Raw genomic sequence first — 24,211 nt, 5'->3', positions numbered from 1 at the left:
ATTAAAAAAGGGTTTGTAGTTCGGACAAATGCCGAATCGTTTGAAAGCCAGTTTCCGACACGGCATGTCCGGAAGGAGAAAAATGTATAGGGTATAAGCCGGCTCCCGATGCTCCTTTGATATCCGCCACCAGGCTATCCCCAATCATGACGCTGGAAGATGCGTGGGTGCCTGCCTTTTCAAGAGCATATCGAAATATAATAGGATCCGGTTTTTTCGCGCCCGCCATTTCAGAATCCGTTATCGTAGCAAAAAAAGGCTGTAGCCCGGAATTCGCCATCTTTTTCTTCTGTACGTGGCTAAAACCGTTAGTGATGATGTGCAAACGATATTTGTCCTTCAGATAGTGCAAGGTGTCGATGGCGCCGTCAAACAAATGATTGTGCTCCGGGAGGTGGTCGATATAGGCCTCTGACAGCGTATGCAACACGTCGTGGGCGTGAGACATACCAAAACGCTCAAAAGTGGAACGTAGACGTCCGTATCGGAGTTCCTCGATGGTAATCAGGTTTTGCTCGTAGCGGTTCCAGTAGTCAGAGTTGATGAGCGTATAGTGTCCGAGGAAGGTCTCCAAATCAACGTCAATACCGTGTTTTGAAAATACCTTGTCGAAAGCAAGCGCCGAATTGCGGTCAAAATCCCACAGCGTATGATCGAGGTCAAAGAAAATATCCGTAATAGTGGCTCGGTGCATCTGACAAATGTCGTGAAGTTTTGGCAAAAACAGGTATCCGGATTTCCAATTAACTAAAGCATGCCTTCGTCGGAAAAGCTGAAGTGGCTCACCTCGGTGATAATGACATGATCAAGCAGTTTCACATCCAAATGTTCGCCCGCCGCTTTCAGCTTCCGGGTAATCTGTCGATCCGCATCGCTCGGCGTAAGTCCACCTGACGGATGGTTGTGGCATACGATGATAGAAGTGGCCCCACATTGTACGGCCTGTTTGTAAACCAACCTCACGTCGACAAGCGTACCGGTAATCCCCCCCTTGCTCAACTGCAATTTCGACAACACCTTGTTGGCGTTATTAAGGTAAATAATCCAAAATTCTTCATGGGGCAACTCCCCTATCAGCGGACGCATGAGCTCATATACCGAAAGGCTCGATGTTACTTTGTCGGTATCGGGCGAGGATTCCGCCCTGCGTCTTTGACCTAATTCGAGTGCCGCTATGATGGTAACCGCCTTGGCTTCGCCGATGCCGCGAAACTCCTGTAGTTGCTTTAGTCCCATTTTAGCAAATCGGGCGAGATTATTGCCTGACGCCGCAAGCAGCCGTTTACTTAGATCGACAGCCGTTTCATTCTGGCTGCCCGTGCCAATTAGGATGGCCAGCAGTTCCGCATCCGACAACGCGGCTTTGCCTTTTAATAGGAGTTTCTCGCGTGGGCGGTCGTCTTCTGCCCAGGCTCGTATAGGAAAAAAAGATTGTTCAGACATATCAGCATTTTCCGGCAAGATAGCACGACTGACGCTTCTGAAAGTACGGGAAAACCGTATGAATTCTTAATTCTTTATAAGGTCGCGAACATCCTCGAATTTCAGTCCGCCGTAATTTCCGGAACTCATCAACAACAAGGCAACTGATTGACTTTGCATATCCAAACCGAAGAGAAACGAACGAAAAGCTCCCGGATCGGTATAGACCAACAAATCCTCTCGTTGGAAGGCTTCTGCAATCTGCGAGGCAGAAATCGGTTCCATTCTCTTGATGGCCAATGCATCCGGAGAATAGAATACCAACGCTTCATCAGCGGCGTCGAGCGCACCCTGATACTCTTTTAAGAACTCCGGGTTAAGGCTACTATAGGTATGCAATTCCAGACACGCCACCAATTTACGATCCGGATACTGTTGTTTGACGGCCCGAGTGGTAGCCGTTACCTTACTGGGTGAATGTGCGAAATCTTTATAAGCGATACTTCGGGCGTTCTCCGCGATTTTCTCCAGTCGTTTGGAGGCGCCATGAAAGGTAGCGATTGCCTCATAAAAATCGGCTTCGTCCACTCCCATATTCTGGCAAATCCATTTGGCGCCCGCGAGGTTGCTCAGGTTATGGGCACCGAACACTTCGATGGGCATATCACCTTCTGGCGTGGCCAATAGCGTCTTCCCATCCCGAACCGTATAGGTGGGGGTATGGTAAGCGAGTTTACGGACGGGGTTCGTGGCTGCCTCGGAAATTCGCTTTACAACAGGATCTTCTTCGTTATAAACCAAAATGCCGCCATCCGTAAGATGGGAAATAAATATTTCGAATTGCTCGACGTAGTTGTCGAAGGTGGGAAACACGTTGATGTGATCCCAGGCAATGCCCGAAAGAAGGGCTATATTCGGTTTATAGAGATGGAACTTCGGTCGCCGGTCGATGGGTGACGACAGATATTCGTCTCCTTCGAGTATCATAAAATCGTTTTCTTCGGTCAGATGTACCATATTGTCGAAGCCATCGAGTTGGGCGCCGACCATAAAGTCGACCTCGATGCCATGGAACTTCATGACGTGTAGGATCATCGACGTAATCGTTGTCTTGCCGTGGGACCCGCCAATCACCACCCGCGTCTTGTTCTTCGATTGCTCGTAAAGGAACTCCGGGTAAGAATAAATATGTAATCCCAATTCCTGCGCGCGAAGCAACTCCGGATTATCGGCCTTGGCGTGCATTCCCAGGATTACAGCTTCGATTGTGCCATCGAGCTTTTCAGGAAACCACCCTAGTTCTGCCGGTAGAAGGCCTTTTTTGGCCAGACGCCCAAGCGACGGTTCGAAAATCGCATCGTCTGAACCGGTAACATGATATCCTTTATCGTGAAGAGCAAGGGCTAAGTTATGCATGGCGCTTCCGCCGATTGCAATGAAATGTGCGCGCATCAACTTTTCTTTAGGTTTTGGTACTCCAGAAGCACTTCCCTCGCTTTATCAGGGCGCTTCAGGCGGTTTCTGTATAGATTGGCGAGTCGTTCGTACGTCGTACGCGACTTGCCCACGGTGATGGCAGAACGATAATAACTCTCCGCCTGGCTGTATCTTTTGAAGTACTCTGCTATATGTCCTTTCGCGAGAAAACCGTCAACTGGGGACAACTTGGCCAGTTCATTGGCATAGCGTTGTGCCTTCCGTTCGCTTCCTCCCAATATACCCGGAACCTCAAGGTAATAATCGATCAACGCCCATCTTGCTTCTATATGTTTTGGATTGAGCTCGATAGCGCGCAAAAAAGCATTCCGTATGTCGTCAAGCATTGACAGTGCCGTGAATTTATTACTGTCTTTGGCAATCATACCCATTACACCCCCATACTTGTATTGATAGTCGGCGTTCAGGGGCTGCAAGGTTCGCAACCTGTTGTAATATGATAGTGCTTCGGGCCATTGTTTTTGGTAACCTGCGATGTCGCCTAACATCTCCATGGCGTCGAGGCTTCCAGGTTCCTCACTGAGTACTGCTTTGGCAAGGGTCTCAGCACGTTGATAGTCGCCTGTCTGCACGCAACGCTGCGCTTTCTCCAACCGGGACTGGGAGAAACCGCAGATTGTAACTAGTAAACAAACAACCAGAGTTTTCATAAGCGTGGCGTTGCGCCAAAAATACCAAAAAAAGCAACGGGATAGGCATAAAAAAACCCGGCAATCATGCCGGGTCCTTTTTATCAAACATGCGCAGCTTACTGTGCAGGCGTAATGACATTACTTCCTGTCCAGAACGTACCCAAAATCGGTCCATTTGCTGAGCCACTACGAGCATCAACTGAGTAATCCAGTGTGATGGTCTGAGTGTCCTCGTCGTAAACGCCGATCGCTGAATAGGTCACGAAGTTAGCACCAGACATACGGGTATAAGTTGGCTTAACCTCTACAGTACCCGTAGTGGCACCGTCGAAGTCTGGAGTGAACAACAAATCGAATGTAGTACCCGCGATCATCGCTGGAACGCCACCGAGATTGTTATCTACACGAAGAATGTCGCAGGTTCCTTCCGGTGTGACGGCTCCCGTACCCGGAGTAATTCCGTAACCAACATCCTCTACATCCAGATCACCTACCCAAATAGTATATTTAGACGGACAGTCGTCATTCACTATGCTAACCGTCTTTTGGTAGGTTCCTATATCCCCGGAAAGACCAAGAATAATGTCAGGAGCCGACGTTCCAGAGATAGAAAGCACAAACGTTTTAGCCTCGCCAAAATCAGTGTTATCGACAATGCTGAAACTTGCTACAGCTTCGGTTTCGCCGGCGGGAATGGTCACGGTGGTCGTAACCAGATTAAAGTCTGTTCCGCTCACTGCCTCTCCATTTGTAGTGGAAAGGTTTACTGTCACGTCCTCAGAACGAGGTACGGAAAGGTGTACGGGAACAGTGACCGTTCCAGCATTTTCAAACACGCTGAGACGCTCTTCCCCACCATTTTCAAAGGTAACGAAATCGCCACCAGAATAGATTACGCGATCTTCCTCGCAGCTAACCAGCGACGCTGTGAACAGCGCTACCAGACAGGATTTAATTAGAAACTTTTTCATCTTAATATAGCATTTTATTAATTACCAGTAACCGAGTAACCAGGATTCTGTTGTGAACGAACTGTAGGGTTAGCAGACAATTCGGAGGAAGGAATCGGCATAGTGAATCGATAGTCGCTTGTGCTCAACGTACATGCCCCGTTGATGGCACAGTCAAGCGGATTACGAACGATGTCAACACCTGCGCGTGCACCCAGACGCTTGAGGTCAAGATAGCGGTGTCCTTCGAAACAAAGCTCGATTCTCCGTTGTTTCAAAATCTCGGCATACGCCGCCTGTGCAGTTGCAGGTACAGCGATAACCGGCGCATTGTTACGGAAACGTGCTGCGTTGATGGTCTGTAGTGTGGCTGCAACACCCACCAAATCACCGGTAGCAGCCTGTGCCTCGGCTTTCAGAAACACCATTTCAGATGTGCGGAAAACTTTGAGGTCATTCAGTAACGCAATACCAGCAGAACCTGTGTATTTCCCGATAGCGTACACACCATTGTTCGGAAGGTCAGGACTGTTTGTACTTGTAGGGTGAACAAATGCATTAAAACGAACGTCGCCAGGTACATTCAGCAGATTGAACAAGTCTGTGCTCATCTCATAGAATGGAGAACCGTCGGCAGTAGCGTTTACTGAAGCGAAAATACCACCTACTTCCGAATCGCCCAAAACGCGATCGAGCTTAAAAATGATTTCATCGCTTCCGTTGGTAATATCCAAGTCAGCCCACAATTTCATGTAATTTGAATTCGCCGAAGTTACTGTAGCCGGACCAGCAGGTGATGTACCCGTGCCGCGCTGCGTCAAAGGATAATCAGCTATCAGCTCATTGGTCAAGGTAAGAACGGTAGCGTAATCACCTCTGAAAGCGGCCATACGAGCGCGAAACGCCTTCACGAAATCCGGAGAGATGAACTTATTATCCGCATTGTCTGCATTTGATGTTAAATCTGTGACATAGTCAAGATCAGAGTTGATCAAAGCAAAAACTTCCCCGTTCGTTACACGTGGCAAGTACTCGCCAGTAACCGCAATCGGGTGATCTCCTAAGATAACACCTAGCGCATTGTCGTCAGTCAAATCGGTAGAGAAGTAGCACAACAATTTGAAATGCGCCCATGCTCTAAGAATGTGTAATTGCGCAATAACATCTTTGTACTGAGCCGTCTCATCATCACCACTTGGCACAATGGTTCCGGCAGCTTCAAGCACACGATTCGTAAACATCAACATACGATAATACGAGAACCAAATAGAGGCAGCATCACCTGAATTGGTATTGAGGATAAATCCATACTCACCCTGGATAAGGCCTTGGCCACCATTGGCATAACCGATCCGAACCTCATCCGTAAAAATAGCATTGAAACCTATTTCCGTTTCACCGGGCATCACTCCATAAACACCAACAAGTCCCAGCTGAAGATCATCTACTGTCTGAAAAGCGGTCTCAGGATATAGTTCCCCGCCCTGCACGATATCGACGGCGTCCTGGCACGAAACAAAGGCCAACCCCATCAAAGCCAAAATAGTTACTTTAAACTTTTTCATTTTCTTTCTTTTTAAAATTCAATCTGTGCACCAAGTGAAATAATCTTTGGGGTAGGATATTGATATTGGTCAGATCCACGTGTACTCTCGGCATCCCAACCCCTCCACTTTGACCAGGTCACCAAGTTCTCAGCCTGAGCGAAAACTTTCAAGTTCTTGAGGAAAGTCTTATCAAGAAAACGCTTAGGGAAGTTATATCCAACTGTGAAATAACGGAGACGAACATAAGACGCATCCTTCAAATAACGATCAGAGTCTCCGTCAAGCGACAGGTTTGTAGCAGTAAGCGACGGCATGTCGGTTATGCGATTATCTGGCGTCCAAGCCCGAAGGATGTCTGTCGACTTGTTGAACACACCTATGTCGGTTGGATCCTGAACACCCTGCAAGTCGTAATCATAACGCCAAATGTCGGCTACGTAAGAGAACTGGGCAGAGACGTAGAAATTATGATAATCAATGTCAGCACCGAAGCCTCCCTGGTACACAGGTATCGATGATTTACCTGTTAGCACACGATCAGCGGCACCATCTGGATTTTCAGTCAACTCACCGTCCTTGTTGTAAAACAAAAGGTTACCGGTAGCCGGGTTTACACCTGCGTAACGCACCAGGAACCACTCGTTGAGGACACGCCCTTCCTGAACAACAGAAAGACCATTGTCGATAAGTCCACTAGCCGTTGCGATGTCTCCAATACGGTTGATGTTACGCGAACCATTGAAACGCAACTTAACACTCAAACCTTCAGGGTTTGAATCAGCCGGACGAACCAGATCATAAGACAACGTTACCTCGAGACCGCGGTTCCACATATTACCGAAGTTTCCTGCGTACGTAGACCAACCACTGCTTAGTGGCGGTGTGAGGTCGAGGAACAGATCTGTAGTTTTCTTGTAATACCAATCAACGGTACCCACCAAGCGACTACCAAACATTTCAAAGTCGGTACCGATGTTGGTTTGCGTAACGGTCTCCCACTTGAGGTTCGGGTTAGCAGGGTTAGTCGGTGCTAAACCAGACGCGTTTTGATACAACGGAGCAACAGTATACAAGTTTCGGGTATTGTTCAACGCAAGATAAGTTCCATTCGAGATATCTTGGTTACCATTGGTACCATAAGAAGCTCGTAGTTTCAACTTATTGACGAATGAACCCTGTAGGAACGCTTCTTTGTCAAGATTCCAACGACCGCTTACCGACCAGAAGGTACCCCAACGGTTGGAGTTGGCAAAACGCGATGACGCATCCCGACGAACGGTACCACCTAAACCAAATCGTCCGTCATAATCATAGTCAGCAACTGCGAAATACGAGAAAAGTCCACCCTCCAACTTCGTAGCCCCGACCGTCGGCACATTGAAATCATCATTCTCCGTGTCTGCAACGTAACCCGAGCCACCTCCTGGAAATGACTGCTTTGGATCAAGACCGTTCTGGGTGTAACTAAATGAATTGAAGTGAGTTTTATAATACTCCGTGAATGCCGTAACATCTAGTGTATGTTTACCCCATGATCTGTTATAGTTCAGACTGGTATTCGTGTTAAACGCCGCGTCACGTTGGAACGTTTGCGTCTGGAAACCAATCGCTTCGGCCGCGTTCTGAAAAACGAAGGAGTTAAATGCCTCAGGATCTTGAAATACAGTAGCGGTTTGTTGGGTGTAGTCGAGACCTGAATTCAACCCAAGAGTGAAGTGTTTAGCTATTTTATATGACGCTTCAAAATAAGCCACACCTTTGAGTTCATCAATCTCATTTGAGAATGATTTCAATTTATCCACGAGGAACAACGGAGTGTATGCTAAGGTTCCGGCCAAAGGACCATTGACAGCATCTGTCAAATCTGGATCAAAAATCGTGTCGGTCTGATAGTCAACAAAAGTCTGCTGACCACTTACCCACATATCAGGAGAGATATACGGAAGACCGTTGTTGGCACCGACAAGATAGTTTTGGTTAACCCCACCAGTACCAACCGAAGTCGCTTCATTTCGGCGTGAGAAGTTAATGGTAATATTAGTCGAATAATTGAACTTCTCATTTGCGCTACGACCAGTAAGGTTGTTGCGGAATGTGAACCTATTAAGGTCTGTGTTACGAAGGATACCCTGTTGATCGAAGAAACCAAATGAAGTAAACGAAGCGAGCGTTTTGCTACCGCTTGTCAGGCTCAACGTGTGGTTCTGCGAGTATCCGGTACGAAAGAAATAGTTGTTCCAGTTGGTGCTGCCATACGAGGCTATCTGAGCATCCGTAAGCGGGATGTTCCCAAGTCCACCACTAGCACCCAACCCGTCGCCGCGCTCACGCTCGAGCGTAAGTATCTGACGGGAATTCATCATATTGTAATCGTTACCCTGGAACTTTGAAAAACCAGTCGTCACGTTATACTTGATGGACAAATTAGATTCATAGCTACCTTTTTTGGTAGTTACTACAATAACACCGTTCGAACCGCGGTTACCGTACTTCGCCGTTGCCGCCGCATCCTTCAGTACAGAAACTGATGCGATATCGTCTGGGTTCAAACTACGGAAGTTATCTGCATTAAGCGGAACTCCATCTATTACGTAAAGCGGCTCAATCTTTCCATTTAGCGACGCTACACCACGAAGGATAACCAAACTGTTTCCACCTGGCTGCCCGCTGCCTGTCGCGATGTTCAAACCAGCTACCTGCGATTGCAGCGTCTGGATGAATGAAGCGTTTGGACGTTGCTCGATTGTTGCCGCACTAACGGTAGTAACGGCGACGTTAGATTTAGTTTTTGGACGTGTAATGTTGTAACCTTCCACTACAACCTCAATCAACTGACGAGCCGATGTCTTCAATTGAACCGAGATAGAATTGGACGCTCCGACCGTGACAGTCTGCGGATCCATTCCTAAAAACGAGAAGGTGAGCTTATCACCAACAGCGACTTTCAGAGAGTATTTACCCTCGAAGTCTGTCTGCGTACCTTTTGAAGTACCCTGCACCACCACGCTCACGCCTGGAAGGCCCTCACCGGAATCATCCGTAACGGTACCTGAAACCGTTTTCTCTTGAGCAAAGGCCACTTGAATAAAGAACGCCATGAACAGCGTCATAATCCAATTTAACTTTGATTTCATACAGAATTTATTTGAGTTAGTTAAAGGCGCAAAACTATCAATTATTTTTAATATAACAAATTTTTAACAGCGGAAAACCCCAAGATTTACGGTAGTTTCTGCAAAAACATTAATACTTCATTAATAACTGCTCCTCACCCTAAGAGATAAAAAAATAGGGAAGAGGTTGCTTCCTCTTCCCTATTTTTATGAAATTGTGACGTTAAAGTTATTTTTTAACAAACTTCCGCACGGCTTCCTTAGTACCCTGAAGTACTTTCACAAAGTAAATACCCGATGACAAGCCCGACACATCGATACGCGCTTTCCCCGCCGCGGATTCGAATGTTTGATTAATCAGCCTTTTTCCCTGCATATCAAAAATCGCAACCGAAAGATCTTCTGCAACGTCAGATACCGCCACATTCAGCTCATCCGCAACCGGATTTGGCCATAAGTCAAATGTAGCGAAAACGTCCTGCTCGACGCCCAACGCCAAATCGATCCCCGTAACGATAAGCGAGAATTTCTGGCTTCCCGTTACCAAATTGTCTTTGTGCGTAACGGTTATAGTATACGTTCCAGAAGGATTCTTTACTTCAACTTTTTCGACATTATCCACTGAGTTGTCTTCCTGCACGGATGGATCGTCCACTATATCGTTCAAGCGCCATGGGAAATAGGTATTATTATCTTGTGTGATACGTATGTCAAGATCATTTACCAACGGTGAATTCACCAAATCCACAACCGAATTGTTCACCACTCCCCCTTTATCAGTCCAACAAATGGTCGCGACCAGAGGACCTGTACCATCTACGGTGACCGATCTCGTATACGTTGCGCCTTGGTTGAGGGTAAGTTCCGAAATAATGGCTTTTTGTTGCGTGGTAGCCGTAATTGCTTTTGCAGCATTACGGGCATCGATTACGCCCCAGCCAAATCGCGAATCAGGACCGTCATACTCACCCGCCTCACTCGCCGTGTGTATCATCAATCCGCGAAGTGTAGCCGCACGCATAAAGGTACCGGCATTCAAATTAGAATAATGCTGCTGCAACAGCAATAACGCTCCCGTGACCCCCGGCGACGCCATAGATGTTCCACTGCTCTGTGCATAAGCGGTATCAGAAGTGTTACTGGTAGAGTTGACATTGACTCCTTTTGTGCTGATGTCAGGTTTTACGCGGTTATCGTCTGTGGGACCCCAACTGCTAAAAGACGACATTACCGCTTGGGTCGGACTCGTGTAATTGGTAATATTGTTAATAGCTGCAACTACTATTGCATTTTTTGCAGTAGCCCATTTCGTTATCAAATCATGCCCACCTTTATCAGGGTTGATGGTCTGCGGTTGCGAACGATCGTTGCCCGCAGAAACCACCACTTGATAAAAGGGAGCCGCATACATCAAATCATCTAGCTGTTTGGAAGCGCTTATGTAGGCACCAAAATAGGACTCCGGAAAATTATTGCCACTGCCCGCGTCGAGTCCATACGAGTGGTTTGAAAGCAACATTCCCTGACTGGCCGTGCTGGTCATTTCCGCGACGTCATTTGTCCAATCACACACCCAAGCCGTAGCCTGGTAGGCCACTCCTTTACCGGTAGCGCTGCTTGCACCCGAACTAATGATTGTTCCCGTAACGTGGGTCGCGTGAAATCCGGTAGTAGGATCATTGTCGAATTCAAAAATTCGATCTCCGAAATCGTTGTGGGTAGTACGTGGATGGTCCCCATCCCATACACCAGCGAACATATCAAGTCCGGTGAGACTGAGCCCCAGCGAACCTCCCGGATGAAGGTGGTTGGCCCTACTGGTATTGATAACGCCTAAGTTATCCGTCGTGTAATATAACGGTCGACCGTCCTCCGTTACGCCCTGCAATTCGGAAAATCCTCCGTTCGGTTTTTCAATACGTAGTGGCCATCCGTTGATGCGCGCCAACTCGAGCGCCTTGTTATAGTTCTGGTAGAAATCCGACTCGAACTGTTCTTTCATTTGTCTGAGCGCCTCCAAATCGTAGTGCGAGACGATCTCCTGACGCTGCTTTACCGTCTGGGCCATTCCGAGGAAAGGAATCAGAACAAGCATGGCAAGTGTATATTTCTTTTTCATATCCAAAAATTGGTATTAGCGTGCTAATTTATGAATTAATCAAATGCGATGTTGCAACGGCTTATTTTTAACGCATCGTATACATACGTTGCATTTACCTACATTTGCCTTTTACGATGATGCTACTGCCCTCTTTTTCAGAATGCGCGTTCGAGGCCGGAACCGATGAGGCCGGACGGGGCTGTCTTGCAGGCCCGGTTACCGCGGCTGCGGTTATTCTTCCGCGCGACTTCACACACGAATGGTTAAACGATTCTAAACAACTTACAGAAAAAGAACGCTACGCCTTACGCCCCATCATAGAAAGTGCGGCTATCTCCTTTTCCGTAACACACCTCGACCACCTCGTTGTGGATGAAATCAACATCCTGAACGCTTCGATCAAGGCCATGCAGGAATGTGTCCGAAAACTCACCCCGACGCCTGAGTATATAATAGTAGACGGCAACCGCTTTCGTTCGGTTGATGGCATTCCGCATAGTTGTATCGTAAAAGGTGACGGAAAATACCTCAGCATTGCGGCAGCTTCCGTACTAGCCAAAACCTATCGGGATGATTATATGGCCCGGCTGCACGAAGAATTCCCGATGTATAAGTGGAACCAAAACAAAGGCTATCCAACACCTGCCCATCGAGACGCTATCCGCCTTCACGGACCCTGCACGTACCATCGGCAATCGTTTCGCCTACTTCCGGAGGAACAACTCGAGTTCGGCTTCGGTGATTAAACAATCTGTGCGTCGAAAAGCGTTGCAAAGTGCTTTTTCACCTTCCCTGCTACTTCCGACAGGTCCAACGTCCTTCCCAGTTCAACGTGTAAAGAGGTAACGCCTTTGCCGCGGATGCCGCAGGGGATGATGTTATCGAAATACCCGAGATCGGCGTTGACATTCAGTGCAAAACCATGCATTGTGACCCAACGAGAGGCGCGAACACCCATGGCACATATCTTTCGCGCAAACGGAGTACCTACATCCAGCCAGACGCCGGTTTCCCCCGGACTCCGGACACCTTTCAAACCGTAGTCGCCCAGCGTAAGTATAATCGCTTCTTCCAATAAGCGCAGGTATTTGTGGATGTCCGTAAAAAAATTCTCCAGATCGAGAATGGGATATCCGACCAATTGTCCCGGACCATGGTACGTAATGTCGCCACCTCGGTTGATTTTATAGAAACGTGCACCTTTCGCTGCCAACTGTGATTCGTTGAGCAGCAAATTCGAGAGGTCGCCGCTTTTCCCCAACGTATAGACGTGGGGATGTTCTACAAACAGCAGGTAATTAGGCGTAGGTGCCACTTCTAAACCCGAACGATTGGCCGTCTTCCGAGCCACAATCTCCGAAAACAGTTGCTCTTGCAGATCCCAGGCTTCCTGATAGTCCATGTGACCAAGATCCCGAAAGATCACATCGCGATTGGAGACAGTAATCATTTCTCTAAAACAATCTCGAGGCTCATTGCCTCCGGGTTCCCCATATACTCTGACAGTCCATATGGCATCGTCACTGTACGACGGTCGTCGCTAATAACAGCTTTTTTATCTGAAACCGATTTGACTTTTTTCGGGAAATGGTATTTCAATGTATAGTTTGAACTCCCGAACAGCGCCATCACCCCGCCTAGCGAATCTTTCGCTTTAGCAAAGGCATCCTTGTTGGTAATAGTTACCTTTCGGCCAAACTTGCGGCCGTCATACGAATAGGAGAGTTCCTGATAATCTCCTCCACCTACCGTTGGAGTGCTCCCGTTTTTCAATTCCTGGGTTTTCTTGAGAAGCTCCATCATATCCCGCAACTCCGAAACGGAACCGAATGCCATGTCCATTTTAAGGGCAAGCTCTTTCTTTTGGGGATCCATATGCATGCCCAGCTTTAACCTTTTCAACACCTCAAATGACTGTTTTTCCTCTACCGTCATTTTAGCGAGACTGTCTTTCATCATCGTGGCGAGCGAACTGAAGTCGATGACGGTATCGCGCACCTCACCCATTTCGCTCTTCAGCGATTGCTCTACCTGATCGCCTGCCATTTGCATCATCTGCGAGGCATCGATATCATAACGGATCGAACCGCTTCCATCTTCCTTTATATCAATATTTTCCACTACCTGACATGACACTATCAGCAGCGCGACCCCCAGCAATAGGAACCCTTTTTTCATACGATTTCTTTTTACAAAGGTAGCTTTTTTTGGCAGCACCAACCATCGACTCCGACACGAGATATCGCGCTAAACAAGCGGTTGCAACATTTCTACCGACGCCGTATCTTTGCAGCCTTAAAAAATCTGTCATGGCCTTATCCGAACAGGAAATCGGGCGCCGCGAGGCACTCCAGGAACTTCGGGCCCTCGGCATCGAGCCGTATCCCGCCGCTGAATTCAACGTAACTGCACATTCCCGCACCATCATCGAACAATTCGACGCGTTTGACGGGAAGGAAGTCGTGCTTGCCGGACGGTTGATGGGTAAACGGATCATGGGTAAGGCATCGTTTGCCGAACTGAAAGATGCCGAAGGGCGGGTGCAGATTTACATCTCGCGCGATGATATTTCGAACGACGAAGAGAAAACGGCCTACAATGTCGTGTTCAAAAAACTGCTTGACATCGGTGATTTCATCGGTGTGAAAGGAACGGTTTTCAAAACACAGGTCGGCGAAGTCTCAGTTCACGTAACCGAGCTACAATTGCTGGCCAAGGCGCTGCGCCCGCTTCCGATCGTCAAAACAGACGCCGACGGCAAGGTCCATGACGCGTTCGCCGACCCGGAACAACGGTACCGGCGGCGATATGTCGACCTTACGGTCAATGATCATGTAAAAGAAACCTTCCTCAAACGCACACGCCTCTTCAATGCCATGCGCTCGTTTTTTAATGACCGTGGCTACCTGGAAGTCGAGACGCCGATTCTACAGCCCATACCGGGCGGTGCGGCTGCACGTCCTTTCGTCACGCATCACAATGCGCTCGACGTGCCGCTCTACATGCGGATTGCCAACGAATTGTATCTCAAGCGCCTGATTGTAGGGGGCTTCGATGGTGTATATGAGTTTTCCAAGAACTTCCGAAATGAAGGGATGGACCGCACCCACAACCCGGAGTTTACAGCGATGGAAATCTATGTGGCCTACAAAGATTACCACTGGATGATGGATTTCACCGAGCGTTTGCTCGAGCACTGTGCGATGGCAGTAAACGGAACGACGGTGGCGACCTTTGGTGAACATACGGTCGATTTCAAGGCGCCTTACCAACGCATTTCGATGACCGATGCGATCCTTCAGTTCACCGGATTCGACATCACTGGGAAATCGGAGCACGAAATCTTTGAAGCAGCCAAGTCTATGGGTATCGAAGTAGATGCGACCATGGGGAAAGGAAAACTGATCGACGAGATTTTCGGCGCGAAATGCGAAGGACATTTTATCCAGCCGACCTTTATCACGGACTATCCAAAAGAGATGTCGCCGCTGTGCAAACAACACCGCGACCATCCCGAACTGACCGAGCGCTTCGAACTCATGGTATGTGGCAAGGAAATCGCCAATGCCTACTCGGAACTGAACGACCCGATTGACCAACGCGAGCGCTTTGAGGCCCAATTGGCCCTGGCCGAACGCGGTGACCTTGAGGCCACGCAGTTTATCGACAATGACTTCCTGCGCGCACTTGAATATGGTATGCCGCCGACATCAGGACTTGGAATTGGTATGGATCGCCTAATCATGTTCCTTACGAACAATGCATCAATTCAGGAAGTGTTGTTCTTCCCGCAAATGCGTCCTGAGAAAAAGCAGGTACAGATCGAACTATCCGCAGATGAAAAACTGGTTATAGACCTGTTGAAAGCATCTGACAATGTGAGTCCATTGGCCGAATTGAAAACACGTTCGGAATTGAGCGGCAAAAAATGGGACGCGGCGATGAAAGCGCTATCGGGTCACAAGCTTATCCAGGTAACCGTTGACGGCGACCAAAAAACGGTCCATTTAATTGCCTGATCAAGGAGCGTTTACGCAGGATCATTTTGCGTTTCCACTTTTATTGGTTAGATTTGGTCTTCGATTAAACCACTTGTAAAGAAACATAGCATGAAAAAACTATTTGTCGCATTTGCCTTATTAGTCGGTTTGGGCGTATCAGCTCAGACCCGACCTGCCCAACCAAAAGGATTGACCGAGTCGACTCCGAAAAGTTCAGTTGACCAAAGAGTCGAAAAAAACGTCACCGAACTCAGCAACTTTATCACATTGACACCGAATCAAAAATCCGATATGAAAGGCCTTTTCGTGACGAAATATAAAATGTTGACGGAGAATGGTGATTTATCGACAGAGCGTAAAGAGTACATTGCCTCGATAATTGAGCACAAAATGGCTGCTACCTTTGATGCAGAGACGATGTCAAAACTACGGGCCAACAAAGAATTGTTGTATCGTCTTACACACGAATAGTTTAGTGCAAACAGAATAGAAAGTCCGGTATTGCTACCGGACTTTTTTTATAACTTCTTCGCTACTCTTGCCACCGCTTGGATGGTAAAATCAAGGTCATCGGTAGTCAACGCATCCGTCAGGAACCACGTTTCATAGGCGGATGGGGCAATGTAAATACCTTCCGATAACATCCCGTGGAAAAATACGCGGAACCGTTCGTTGTCGCCATTGGCCGCCGAAGCGAAATCCACTACCGGACGTGCGTCGAAATGTACCGATATCATCGAGCCTTTTTGGTTGATTGTATGGGCAATGCCCGCATGGTTCAGTACAGAGGACAGGCCATTACCCAAATAGGTGGTTTTTTCTTCTAATCGTCGAAACACATCCGGATCGGCATCCAGTGCTGACAACATCGCCAGACCCGCCGCCATCGCCAGCGGATTTCCGGATAGGGTACCTGCCTGGTAGACCGGCCCTAAGGGCGCCAAATACGACATGATCTCATCCCGGGCAGCAAAAGCGCCTACGGGTAATCCACCTCCGATTACCTTCCCAAAACACACGATGTCGGAGGTCACGCCATATAGTTCCTGGGCGCCGCCGCGGGCCAAACGGAAACCCGTCATGACCTCGTCGAAAATGAGCAAAATGCCCTCCTTATCACAAACGGCCCGAAGTCCTTCCAGAAAACCCGGCACAGGTGGAATACATCCCATATTACCCGCCACAGGCTCTACGATAATGGCAGCAATCTCACCTGAATTTGCAGCCACGAGCTCTTCGACATGAGCGAGATTATTATAGGTGGCCAACAACGTGTCTTTCGCGGTCCCTTGAGTCACGCCAGGGCTATTGGGTACTCCGAAAGTGGCGCCTCCGCTGCCGGCGGCAATCAAAAACGCATCGGAGTGGCCGTGGTAGCATCCTGAAAACTTGATGATTTTCTCGCGTTTGGTGAAACCCCGGGCAAGACGTACCGCGCTCATACACGCTTCCGTTCCTGAATTGACAAAACGGATTTTATCGATACCCGGCACCATCCGCAGCGCCAGACGGGCAATCTCGGTTTCCAGCTCCGTGGGGGTTCCAAACGACGTTCCCCGCTTCGCTCTTTCCGTTATCGCCTCAACGACGGGTGGATAGGCATGACCCAAGATCATGGGGCCCCAGGAGTTAATGTAGTCAATCAGGCGGTTACCGTCTGCGTCATAAAGGTAGGCCCCTTCCGCACGCTCCATAAAAATAGGAGTGCCTCCGACTCCTTTAAAAGCGCGTACCGGTGAATTCACGCCACCGGGAATTACTTGTTGCGCGTCGGCGAACAACCGACTGCTTCTTTCGTATATCATAATGTAAGATTTCAGCTTATTGCACCCGCAGCTTCTGCCCTATCGAAAGTGCATTTCCGGTAAGCCCATTTTTGGTCATAAGTTCTTCTACGGTTAGATTAAACCGCTTTGAAATGGAATAGAGTGTATCGCCTTTTTGGACTTCATACGTGCCCTGCTCGGTCGATACTACTGGATCTTTGCGGACATCTTCCTCTCTCTTTATCGGTACAAATTCGACGCCCAATACCTGGCTGTCATACTGATGTAGATTGTAGCGCTCGATGTAACCGATGAGTTTATCCGGGTATTTGGGATCGGTCGCATAGCCCGCGTTTTTCAGTCCACGCGCCCATGCCTCATAATCCCCCTTCGGCAATTGAAACAGGGAGGCATAACGACTACGACCCGTTAGAAACAGGGCATGATCGCGATAGGATTCCGCCGGATCTTTGTATTTACGAAAACACTCTTGATCGGAGTCGTCATCGTGGCGAACCGTATCACCCGTCCAGTCGTTGTGGCATTTTATTCCAAAGTGATTGTTGGCGGAAAGGGCAAGATCCCCTCTTCCAGCACCCGATTCGAGAATACCCTGCGCGAGGATGATGCTGGCAGGAATGCCGTACTGCCGCATGTTGCCCATAGCTGTTTCCTTGAACTGGTCTACGTAGGCGTTTACCACGTCACTGTACACCACGGTACGTGAGGTCGACTCGATGGTTTCTGTATCGCGCCTTGCAGGAGCGCCGTTGTTAGCATTGGATGACGGCTTTTGTAACGGCTTTCGAACACCTCCTGCCACATGTGTTCGCGGTTTGGCGGGCACCGATTTGGTCGTTCGTACGACACTTTTCGTAGAGTGGCAGGAAACCAGGGTAAGAAGACTGAGAAAAAACGCGATTCTTTTATACATCTAACGTCAGTATTGGTCGTTTCATTTTTTGCAGGCGTGCATTCATGGCAGTAACTCCTTGTAAGCCACCTGTATGGATCAACAAAATTCGGGTCCCGGCGGCAAACCGTCCGGTAGCGATTTCCTTCATAACGCCGAAAACCATCTTTCCCGTATAGACAGGGTCGAGCGGAATTCCGGTTTCGGCATAAAACGCATTGATAAAGGCCACCAATCGGTCATCCGTTTGGGCATACCCTCCGAATTCATAGCCGGTCACGAGTTCCCAATTATCGTTGTTCGCAAATTTACGAATATCCTCTTTTAGAAAATCGCCTTTTAGCGCGGGAAATCCGAGGATTTTCTGGTGGGGTGCCGCGGCGCGTGAGAGGCCCGCTATGGTGCCACCGGTGCCGACGGGGCAACAGATGATGTCATAGTTCTCATCCTGCGTTCCGAGTATTTCGCTACACCCTGTGACTGCTAATTCGTTGGTCCCTCCTTCTGGCAATACCAAGGCATGTGGCCATTGCTGGCGGAGGGAATCGGAAAACGCTGGGTCGTTACGCATGCGATAGTTTTCCCTTGAAAGAAATCGGAATTCCATACCGCATTCCCTGGCAAACTGCAGCGTCGGGCTTTCGGATAGCTTGGCTTCCCATTCCTCACCGCGAATAAGTCCCAACGATGAAAGACCCGCTTCGTGAGCGGCAAAAGCCGTCGCCGCGATGTGATTGGAGTGCGGACCGCCAAATGTCACCAATAAACGGGCACAAACCGATATGGCATCCTTCAGATTGTATTTGAGCTTTCGATATTTGTTTCCCGATACGACGGGATGGATGAGATCTTCGCGTCGAATAGCAAGCGTAATTGGAAAAGGGGTAGCAATAAGTTGTGTTGATACTTCCACGATTGCGTAAAAATACGCAATAAAAAAACGGCCGTAGCCGTCTTATTACTTAACCAGTATTTTGCGGGTAACCGGTTTCTTACCAATCCGATCAATCTTTACGATATAGGCTCCGGAAGCGAATTGCGCCATAGAGTAGCGCAACTGCGTGGCAGTGGCAGGCTCTGAGACCGTCATTACCTCTCTTCCGGCAATATCAAAGACACGTACGGACTGGATTTTATCAGACGCCGGATTCTCAATCCATAATTGCTTAGAAGTGTTATTCTGGAATACCCCTAGGGTCGCGAGCGAGTCATCCGAGGTCGACAGCATATTCGGATTTTGGAAGCACAGTTTGAATCGTTCACTATCCACGCCAGTGGCCACGTCGACTAAGTAGGCTGACTCGCGCAAGTTGTGGTACGAGTCGTCGGCGGTGTCATGAATGAAAATAGCCTGCTGCGACGGAAACTCAACGGTTTCGCTCAAGGAAAAACCAATGGTTGTATCTTCCTCTGCTTTCACCACCATGGGCACTATGCGATTTACTGAAAACGGTACGGCATCAATTACAAAATTTTTCCCGTCAAGGTAAAATCCTGCATCCGTCGTGAAATCGTCTGCATTCTCCGCCTCCATACCATGATCAAGGCCTTCGGTAGCTGTGTGTTCGAGAATCAATACAGCTTGTCGGGAGAACCCATTACCCAACGAAATATTCAGGCGGATTTGGGTGGGCACTGTAAGAGTGTCATTCGATTCTCCTTCCACACTATCAATTGCGGCGGCCGCAGCGGCCGAACGCGAGAAGACACTGTTGTTGGAAGCGCCTTCCGTTACGAAAGTGCGATGACTATTTTTAAGGGAGACACTTCCATTACTAGTCCCTTTTACCATAAAACCCTGCCCGATAGGAGAATAACGACGCGGAATGGCCGTACCTGTTCCGACCGACGGGTTGTTGACAGAACCGTCATTGTTGTAAGTAGCAAACGTTGCTGCCGTGTAAACACCTGTTGACGCCATGCTCACGGGTACGTATGCACCATATCCGCCCACATATTGGTTAAGATTGTGGGAGTTGGGCGTGACACTTTGCTCCCAAAAATAGGCAGATCCATCTATGGCAGTATTACCCGAATCCAGCAGGAAGGCATTGAGATCCAAAGCTGACGGATATGGATTGCCGGTAAGAGTATACTTTCCCAAACCTACACTGACTGAAATTGTGCCGTCGTTCGGACGCCCGCGGAAATCATAGCGTTGCGCACTTCCCGGATTGTTACTTACGCCCAATATGGCCGTGGCGTCTGTTCCAGATGTCCCCTTCATCGTGAACCCCTGACCCGCGGAGATGGTGGAGGCGCTTCCGACAGCGATCCATTCGGAATAGTTGGTGCCAGACAGGAATTTATACACCCAATACGGCGCAATACTCAGCGGGTTGGCGATGCCGTCCAGGCCACTTGCATTATTGGGCAACATAACCGCCGCGGTGCTGGCCGTAGTTGTAGTTGGCCTGGAGAGCTGCGTCACACCAAAATCAATATTGCCCGTACCCGTTGTGCCACCCACAGGTGAGCACCAATAGTTATATTTATATTGGTTGGAACTTCCTTCCTGATAAACAGACAACACGCCAGAACCGGTATTACTGGATGCGCCATTGGTTCGCTGCATCAATTGAGAGGAACCTCTCATGTATAGAAAAGTCGAGGCTCCCAACTGTACCTGCTGCGATACCGTAACCACCTGATTAACTGCATACAAATAGCTACTGCCCGTCATATACAATTGACTATAAGCGGAAGTCAACTGAAAGGCGAACCAACATGTCAAAACGAATCGTTTCATCTTTCGTCATTTAGAGGAAAACGCGGTGCGCATCACCTTGCCTGTAGGCATCGTTTCTACCACACATCGCCTTCGTCGTTATTCAAAATTTTCAAAGATTTACACGCAGTATTAAAAAAAATACTACATTAGCCCGCGATCCTACGTCTTTCCACTAGCAAGGAATTGTGTCTACGTCTGCCCCAAAACGATAATCTTAAATTATCTCAGACGAAGACAAGGGGGGATTAAGAGATGCGTACTAAACGCAGGATGCTGGCCTCAATGTTTACGTTTCGATCACCATCTTAGATCGCGACCAATCACAATATTGGTAGCTCTGAATGGTTGTCTTACTTCGTATTGTCTAATTGTTGACATATTTCCCCTTTTTATCTTCTTACGAAAGGCAACCTTGCCCGGCCTCCGTACATTTTTCTGGAACAAATGTGCGCCGGAAATCGTGCTGCACCAAAGATTATACGGACGTTGTCCGAAAGTTGCCTTCGGGTGGACATATGCCTTTCTAAAAGGGGTATGTTCGGTATTTTCTACTACGTATTGACTGTAGTAAACCGCTTATACCGATATTATTACCGAATAAGTCAATTTTAATACCATTTACGACATTATTCGCGTGAATAGTATGGCAAAAAGACAAAACGACCTTTCGGTTTATGGGTAAAAGTCGAGACCGAGGCTGACCCCAAAGTGCAGACCGGCTTCCTTCCGCTACCTACTTATATTTTGGAGCGGTTGAGAGGAAATCGTAAATTGTGGCTATTACTAAAGCCGTATTCCCTGGCGGGCACCACTTCATAATGACCTCGGAGGCGTTTTAAAAAGCGGCCTGCCAAATAAAGGCCAAGACCAGAAATATTTCGCTGGTCGGCTTGCCCATTGAGGAAATCCGCTAACCTCTTCGCCAGTTCAGCGTCAATAACGGTCCCGTCGTCCAAAATCTGGAATATCAGATATTTTGGTGAGGTGTCTATCGACATCTTTATGACATGAGCTTTTCCATGCCGAACTGAATTTGTGAGCAGATTTCGCACTATCGTTCGGAATGCATTCGGATCTGAAAGTTGTAGTTCCGAGGCTGGCCCAGACAATTCATAGCCCACTTTCGTGTCATAGGAGACGAAGAAAGCTTCGAGTTCTATGAGCACTCCTTTGACCACTTCCTCAAGCGCCATTTCCTGGCGGGCGTCAGACCTGTCATGCCATAGCCAGCCTACCAAATTGTGGCAAAGCCCCTGTATATGATGAAGGTAGAGCCGTTGCCTCCTAAGCCCTTCGCTTATGGAACCGTCGTCAGGAAGGCTCTTTTCCATTCGCGAATTTAACATCTCCAGTGCGCTTAACGGAGACAACAAATCGTGTGAAATCACGCGTTTCACGTCTTCCTGTTGCTGATTCAGCGCCTGCAATTTCCGGCGCGTTACGTAATTGTAGTATCCTAGTGCCGTGGTAATTACCGCAACAAGGGCCCCAATAAGAAACAGGTAATAAAACTTGCGCCGTTCTTTTTCCTTTTGAAGAAGTTCCGCATCTTTCTGTTTTACTTTGTAGCGAGATTCCAAGGTTTGCACCGCTACCTCCTTTTGGCTCAAGGCCTCTGCAGCCTCTACACTGTCTTTCAGAACCGTATAGTCCAACGCATTCCTGAAATCGTTTTTTCTTCGGAATGCATCTGCCATACAATCGTAAATATCGAACAACAACTGATTGTCGTGGATACGAGTTCGCTCGTACGCTGCCAATGCCTTCAGGTAAACGGCAATCTGTTGGTCCGGAGTAGTGATTTGACTGGCATAACTCGAATCAAGGAGGGCGCGGCTCCTCCTTCTCATTGGTGCGGTGGCGACACACACGCGCATCATCGAATCAGACTGAACACGCATTCCTTTATAATAATAGTCCATCATCAGATTCTGCCTGCCCGTCCATAATAGGATTGAGTCTGGCCGCAGCGCCTCCAATTGCCGGTAGATGCCTTCAAAGTAACGAATGTCCTGTTTTTTAATCAGCCTGGGATCGCTTATCAACAAGCTTTGCAAATAATATTGACGGTGTTCGATGTGTGAAGACGACCGAACCAAATCGGTGAGCCGCTTCTCGTAACGCTTTAGATCGGACGCACTGATGCCCCCATCATCCGTTGTGGTGCCGGAACGGTGCGCCAAAATTTTATACGCGTCGACCATACCAAACGTATCCTGGGTGGCCTCGAAGAAATCCCTTGCCTTGGTGGCATGTAAGTAGCACAGGTGGCGGTTGTACTTATTTTGGTACCGCGCTTCAAGGATGTGGTACACCGACCGAAAAATCGAATCGTGGCTTCGTCGGGTAAGCCGGTCAATCAAATTCAGGGTGTCACGAGTGGAATATGATTCTTGAGAGGACTCGTACAGTAAATGTGACATCATCACACGAAGGGCAACCGGATGCCCCAAACCGTAACGCTGCCGCGCCTTGAGCATCTCATCATAACTATGGTTGCGGTGGAAGTCGGACGCAGAAAGACGGCGCGCCTCATGCGTTTCCCCTGCGTTTGGAGAGCAGGCAAAAAAAATCGGGAACATGATAGTTACTGCCCAACAAATAAGCAGCTTAGACCGATGGTTACGAGATTTTGAAAGGTACTTGCCCATTTTACAGCAACCTAAAATTTACAATTTACCTTACAAATTTATGCTAATCGCCTTTTGTTACCTCCTTTTTGGATGGCGATAAAGGAATCGTAACGCTTATAAATGGTAGTACCGATCAAGGAACGATTTGCGGAAGGAACGGCTGATATATGCTTTCGTCGATTTCAGGTAGATGACATTCTCTTCCAGATCAATCGCATCAATAAACTTCATGTTCACCACATACGACTGATGTACCTGCGCAAAATGAGGGGGTAGTTTCCGGACAAACTGATGAAGGGTTGAGCGAAAAGGGAATTGGCGTCCGTCGAACCAAACATTAAGATACTTTCCGTCGACCTGAATAATCTCAATCTTTTCGACTTCTACTTTTCGAATCAGCCGCCCCACTTTTATAAAGAAAAAATCCTTGACGGCATTCTGCTGTACATCCGCTTCATATTTGGCTGTCACCAAATCAATTGCTTTACGCAACTCGAACCCACTACACCCTTTTGAAAGAAACTCCATCGGCTTTACTTTCATAATTTGGTCGAAGACCGTATCATTATAAAAAGTAGACAGAATGATGACGGGTACATTGGCATTCAGCAGGTACTCTTCCACAAAATCCAATCCCGTCTTCCCTTTGTCGAGATAGTAGTCGATCAAAACGATATCCGGGTCGGTATCCGTCCATGCCTTAACAGCATTATCATAACCCTGTGCTTTAATGATGTTTTTGAACCCCAGCGCTTCCAACTTCTCTTCGAGCATGGCGAGGTGCATGTCATCGTCATCGATGATCAAAAGGTGCGGTTGCGGTTTCATTACAGATTGGTTAGTGGGATAAAAATACTAATTCCACATCATAGATTTACATCAAGGATTCATTTGAGGCATATTTT

The 24,211-nt window shown here is 48.1% G+C and carries 19 protein-coding genes; 3 read left to right on the top strand and 16 right to left on the bottom strand.

What is annotated here, in order from left to right; genetic code table 11:
- Position 1 precedes the first annotated feature (1 nt).
- From MKO97_RS06160 to MKO97_RS06125, 8 genes are all read right to left on the bottom strand, one after another.
- A complete protein-coding gene (locus MKO97_RS06160) occupies positions 2–694 on the bottom strand; it encodes a YjjG family noncanonical pyrimidine nucleotidase (RefSeq protein ID WP_241105221.1) in 693 nt (230 codons plus the stop codon).
- A gap of 53 nt (positions 695–747) precedes the next feature.
- Positions 748–1,443 carry a DNA repair protein RadC gene (radC, locus tag MKO97_RS06155; protein ID WP_241105220.1) on the bottom strand — a complete coding sequence of 232 codons (696 nt, stop codon included), beginning with the start codon at positions 1,441–1,443 and terminating at the stop codon, positions 748–750.
- Between the two features lie 66 nt (positions 1,444–1,509).
- The gene (murC, locus tag MKO97_RS06150) at positions 1,510–2,874 is read right to left on the bottom strand and encodes a UDP-N-acetylmuramate--L-alanine ligase (protein WP_241105219.1); all 1,365 of its coding nucleotides are present in this window, start codon (positions 2,872–2,874) and stop codon (positions 1,510–1,512) included.
- A complete protein-coding gene (locus MKO97_RS06145; RefSeq protein WP_241105218.1) occupies positions 2,874–3,569 on the bottom strand; it encodes a lipopolysaccharide assembly protein LapB in 696 nt (231 codons plus the stop codon). Before MKO97_RS06145 ends, murC begins: the two co-directional genes overlap by 1 nt.
- 98 nt (positions 3,570–3,667) lie before the next feature.
- Positions 3,668–4,522 carry a Calx-beta domain-containing protein gene (locus MKO97_RS06140; RefSeq protein ID WP_241105217.1) on the bottom strand — a complete coding sequence of 285 codons (855 nt, stop codon included), beginning with the start codon at positions 4,520–4,522 and terminating at the stop codon, positions 3,668–3,670.
- A 17-nt stretch (positions 4,523–4,539) separates the two neighbouring features.
- A complete protein-coding gene (locus tag MKO97_RS06135) occupies positions 4,540–6,066 on the bottom strand; it encodes a RagB/SusD family nutrient uptake outer membrane protein (RefSeq protein WP_241105215.1) in 1,527 nt (508 codons plus the stop codon).
- Positions 6,067–6,077: 11 nt separating this feature from the next.
- Complete coding sequence (locus MKO97_RS06130) at positions 6,078–9,182, bottom strand: SusC/RagA family TonB-linked outer membrane protein (RefSeq protein WP_241105214.1); 3,105 nt, start codon at positions 9,180–9,182, stop codon at positions 6,078–6,080.
- Between the two features lie 208 nt (positions 9,183–9,390).
- Positions 9,391–11,280: a S8 family serine peptidase gene (locus MKO97_RS06125; RefSeq protein ID WP_241105212.1), complete on the bottom strand. Its 1,890-nt coding sequence runs from the start codon at positions 11,278–11,280 to the stop codon at positions 9,391–9,393.
- 119 nt (positions 11,281–11,399) lie between these two features.
- Between MKO97_RS06125 and MKO97_RS06120 the strand changes: the two genes are divergently transcribed.
- Positions 11,400–12,008: a ribonuclease HII gene (locus tag MKO97_RS06120; RefSeq protein ID WP_241105509.1), complete on the top strand. Its 609-nt coding sequence runs from the start codon at positions 11,400–11,402 to the stop codon at positions 12,006–12,008.
- Here the strand turns inward: MKO97_RS06120 and lipB are convergent.
- On the bottom strand, positions 12,005–12,664 hold the full coding sequence (lipB, locus tag MKO97_RS06115; RefSeq protein WP_241105210.1) for a lipoyl(octanoyl) transferase LipB: 660 nt from the start codon (positions 12,662–12,664) through the stop codon (positions 12,005–12,007). The genes MKO97_RS06120 and lipB overlap by 4 nt on opposite strands.
- A gap of 44 nt (positions 12,665–12,708) precedes the next feature.
- Complete coding sequence (locus tag MKO97_RS06110; protein ID WP_241105208.1) at positions 12,709–13,440, bottom strand: hypothetical protein; 732 nt, start codon at positions 13,438–13,440, stop codon at positions 12,709–12,711.
- Between the two features lie 131 nt (positions 13,441–13,571).
- Between MKO97_RS06110 and lysS the strand changes: the two genes are divergently transcribed.
- Both lysS and MKO97_RS06100 read left to right on the top strand, forming a co-directional pair.
- Positions 13,572–15,281, top strand: coding sequence for a lysine--tRNA ligase (gene lysS, locus MKO97_RS06105; protein WP_241105207.1), 1,710 nt, complete (start codon positions 13,572–13,574; stop codon positions 15,279–15,281).
- A 90-nt stretch (positions 15,282–15,371) separates the two neighbouring features.
- Positions 15,372–15,734, top strand: coding sequence for a hypothetical protein (locus MKO97_RS06100; protein WP_241105206.1), 363 nt, complete (start codon positions 15,372–15,374; stop codon positions 15,732–15,734).
- Between the two features lie 47 nt (positions 15,735–15,781).
- Here MKO97_RS06100 and hemL read toward each other — a convergent pair whose 3' ends face one another.
- The 6 genes from hemL to MKO97_RS06070 all read right to left on the bottom strand — a co-directional run bounded on the left by hemL (position 15,782) and on the right by MKO97_RS06070 (position 24,134).
- Entirely contained in the window at positions 15,782–17,068 is a 1,287-nt protein-coding gene (hemL, locus tag MKO97_RS06095; RefSeq protein WP_241105204.1) for a glutamate-1-semialdehyde 2,1-aminomutase, read from the bottom strand.
- 16 nt (positions 17,069–17,084) lie between these two features.
- On the bottom strand, positions 17,085–17,963 hold the full coding sequence (locus MKO97_RS06090) for a glucosaminidase domain-containing protein (RefSeq protein WP_241105202.1): 879 nt from the start codon (positions 17,961–17,963) through the stop codon (positions 17,085–17,087).
- Positions 17,956–18,855 (bottom strand): 1-aminocyclopropane-1-carboxylate deaminase/D-cysteine desulfhydrase, encoded by a 900-nt coding sequence (locus MKO97_RS06085; protein WP_241105201.1) that lies wholly within the window; start codon positions 18,853–18,855, stop codon positions 17,956–17,958. Before MKO97_RS06085 ends, MKO97_RS06090 begins: the two co-directional genes overlap by 8 nt.
- Before the next feature lie 45 nt (positions 18,856–18,900).
- On the bottom strand, positions 18,901–20,691 hold the full coding sequence (locus tag MKO97_RS06080; protein WP_241105199.1) for a T9SS type A sorting domain-containing protein: 1,791 nt from the start codon (positions 20,689–20,691) through the stop codon (positions 18,901–18,903).
- A 719-nt stretch (positions 20,692–21,410) separates the two neighbouring features.
- Complete coding sequence (locus MKO97_RS06075; protein WP_241105198.1) at positions 21,411–23,255, bottom strand: HAMP domain-containing sensor histidine kinase; 1,845 nt, start codon at positions 23,253–23,255, stop codon at positions 21,411–21,413.
- Positions 23,256–23,420: 165 nt separating this feature from the next.
- Positions 23,421–24,134, bottom strand: coding sequence for a LytTR family DNA-binding domain-containing protein (locus MKO97_RS06070; RefSeq protein WP_241105196.1), 714 nt, complete (start codon positions 24,132–24,134; stop codon positions 23,421–23,423).
- Between the last annotated feature and the right edge of the window lie 77 nt (positions 24,135–24,211).

It is taken from the genome of Flavobacterium sp. HJ-32-4, assembly GCF_022532105.1.
Lineage (GTDB): Bacteria > Bacteroidota > Bacteroidia > Flavobacteriales > Flavobacteriaceae > Flavobacterium.
This window is presented reverse-complemented; position numbering and strand designations above follow the sequence as displayed.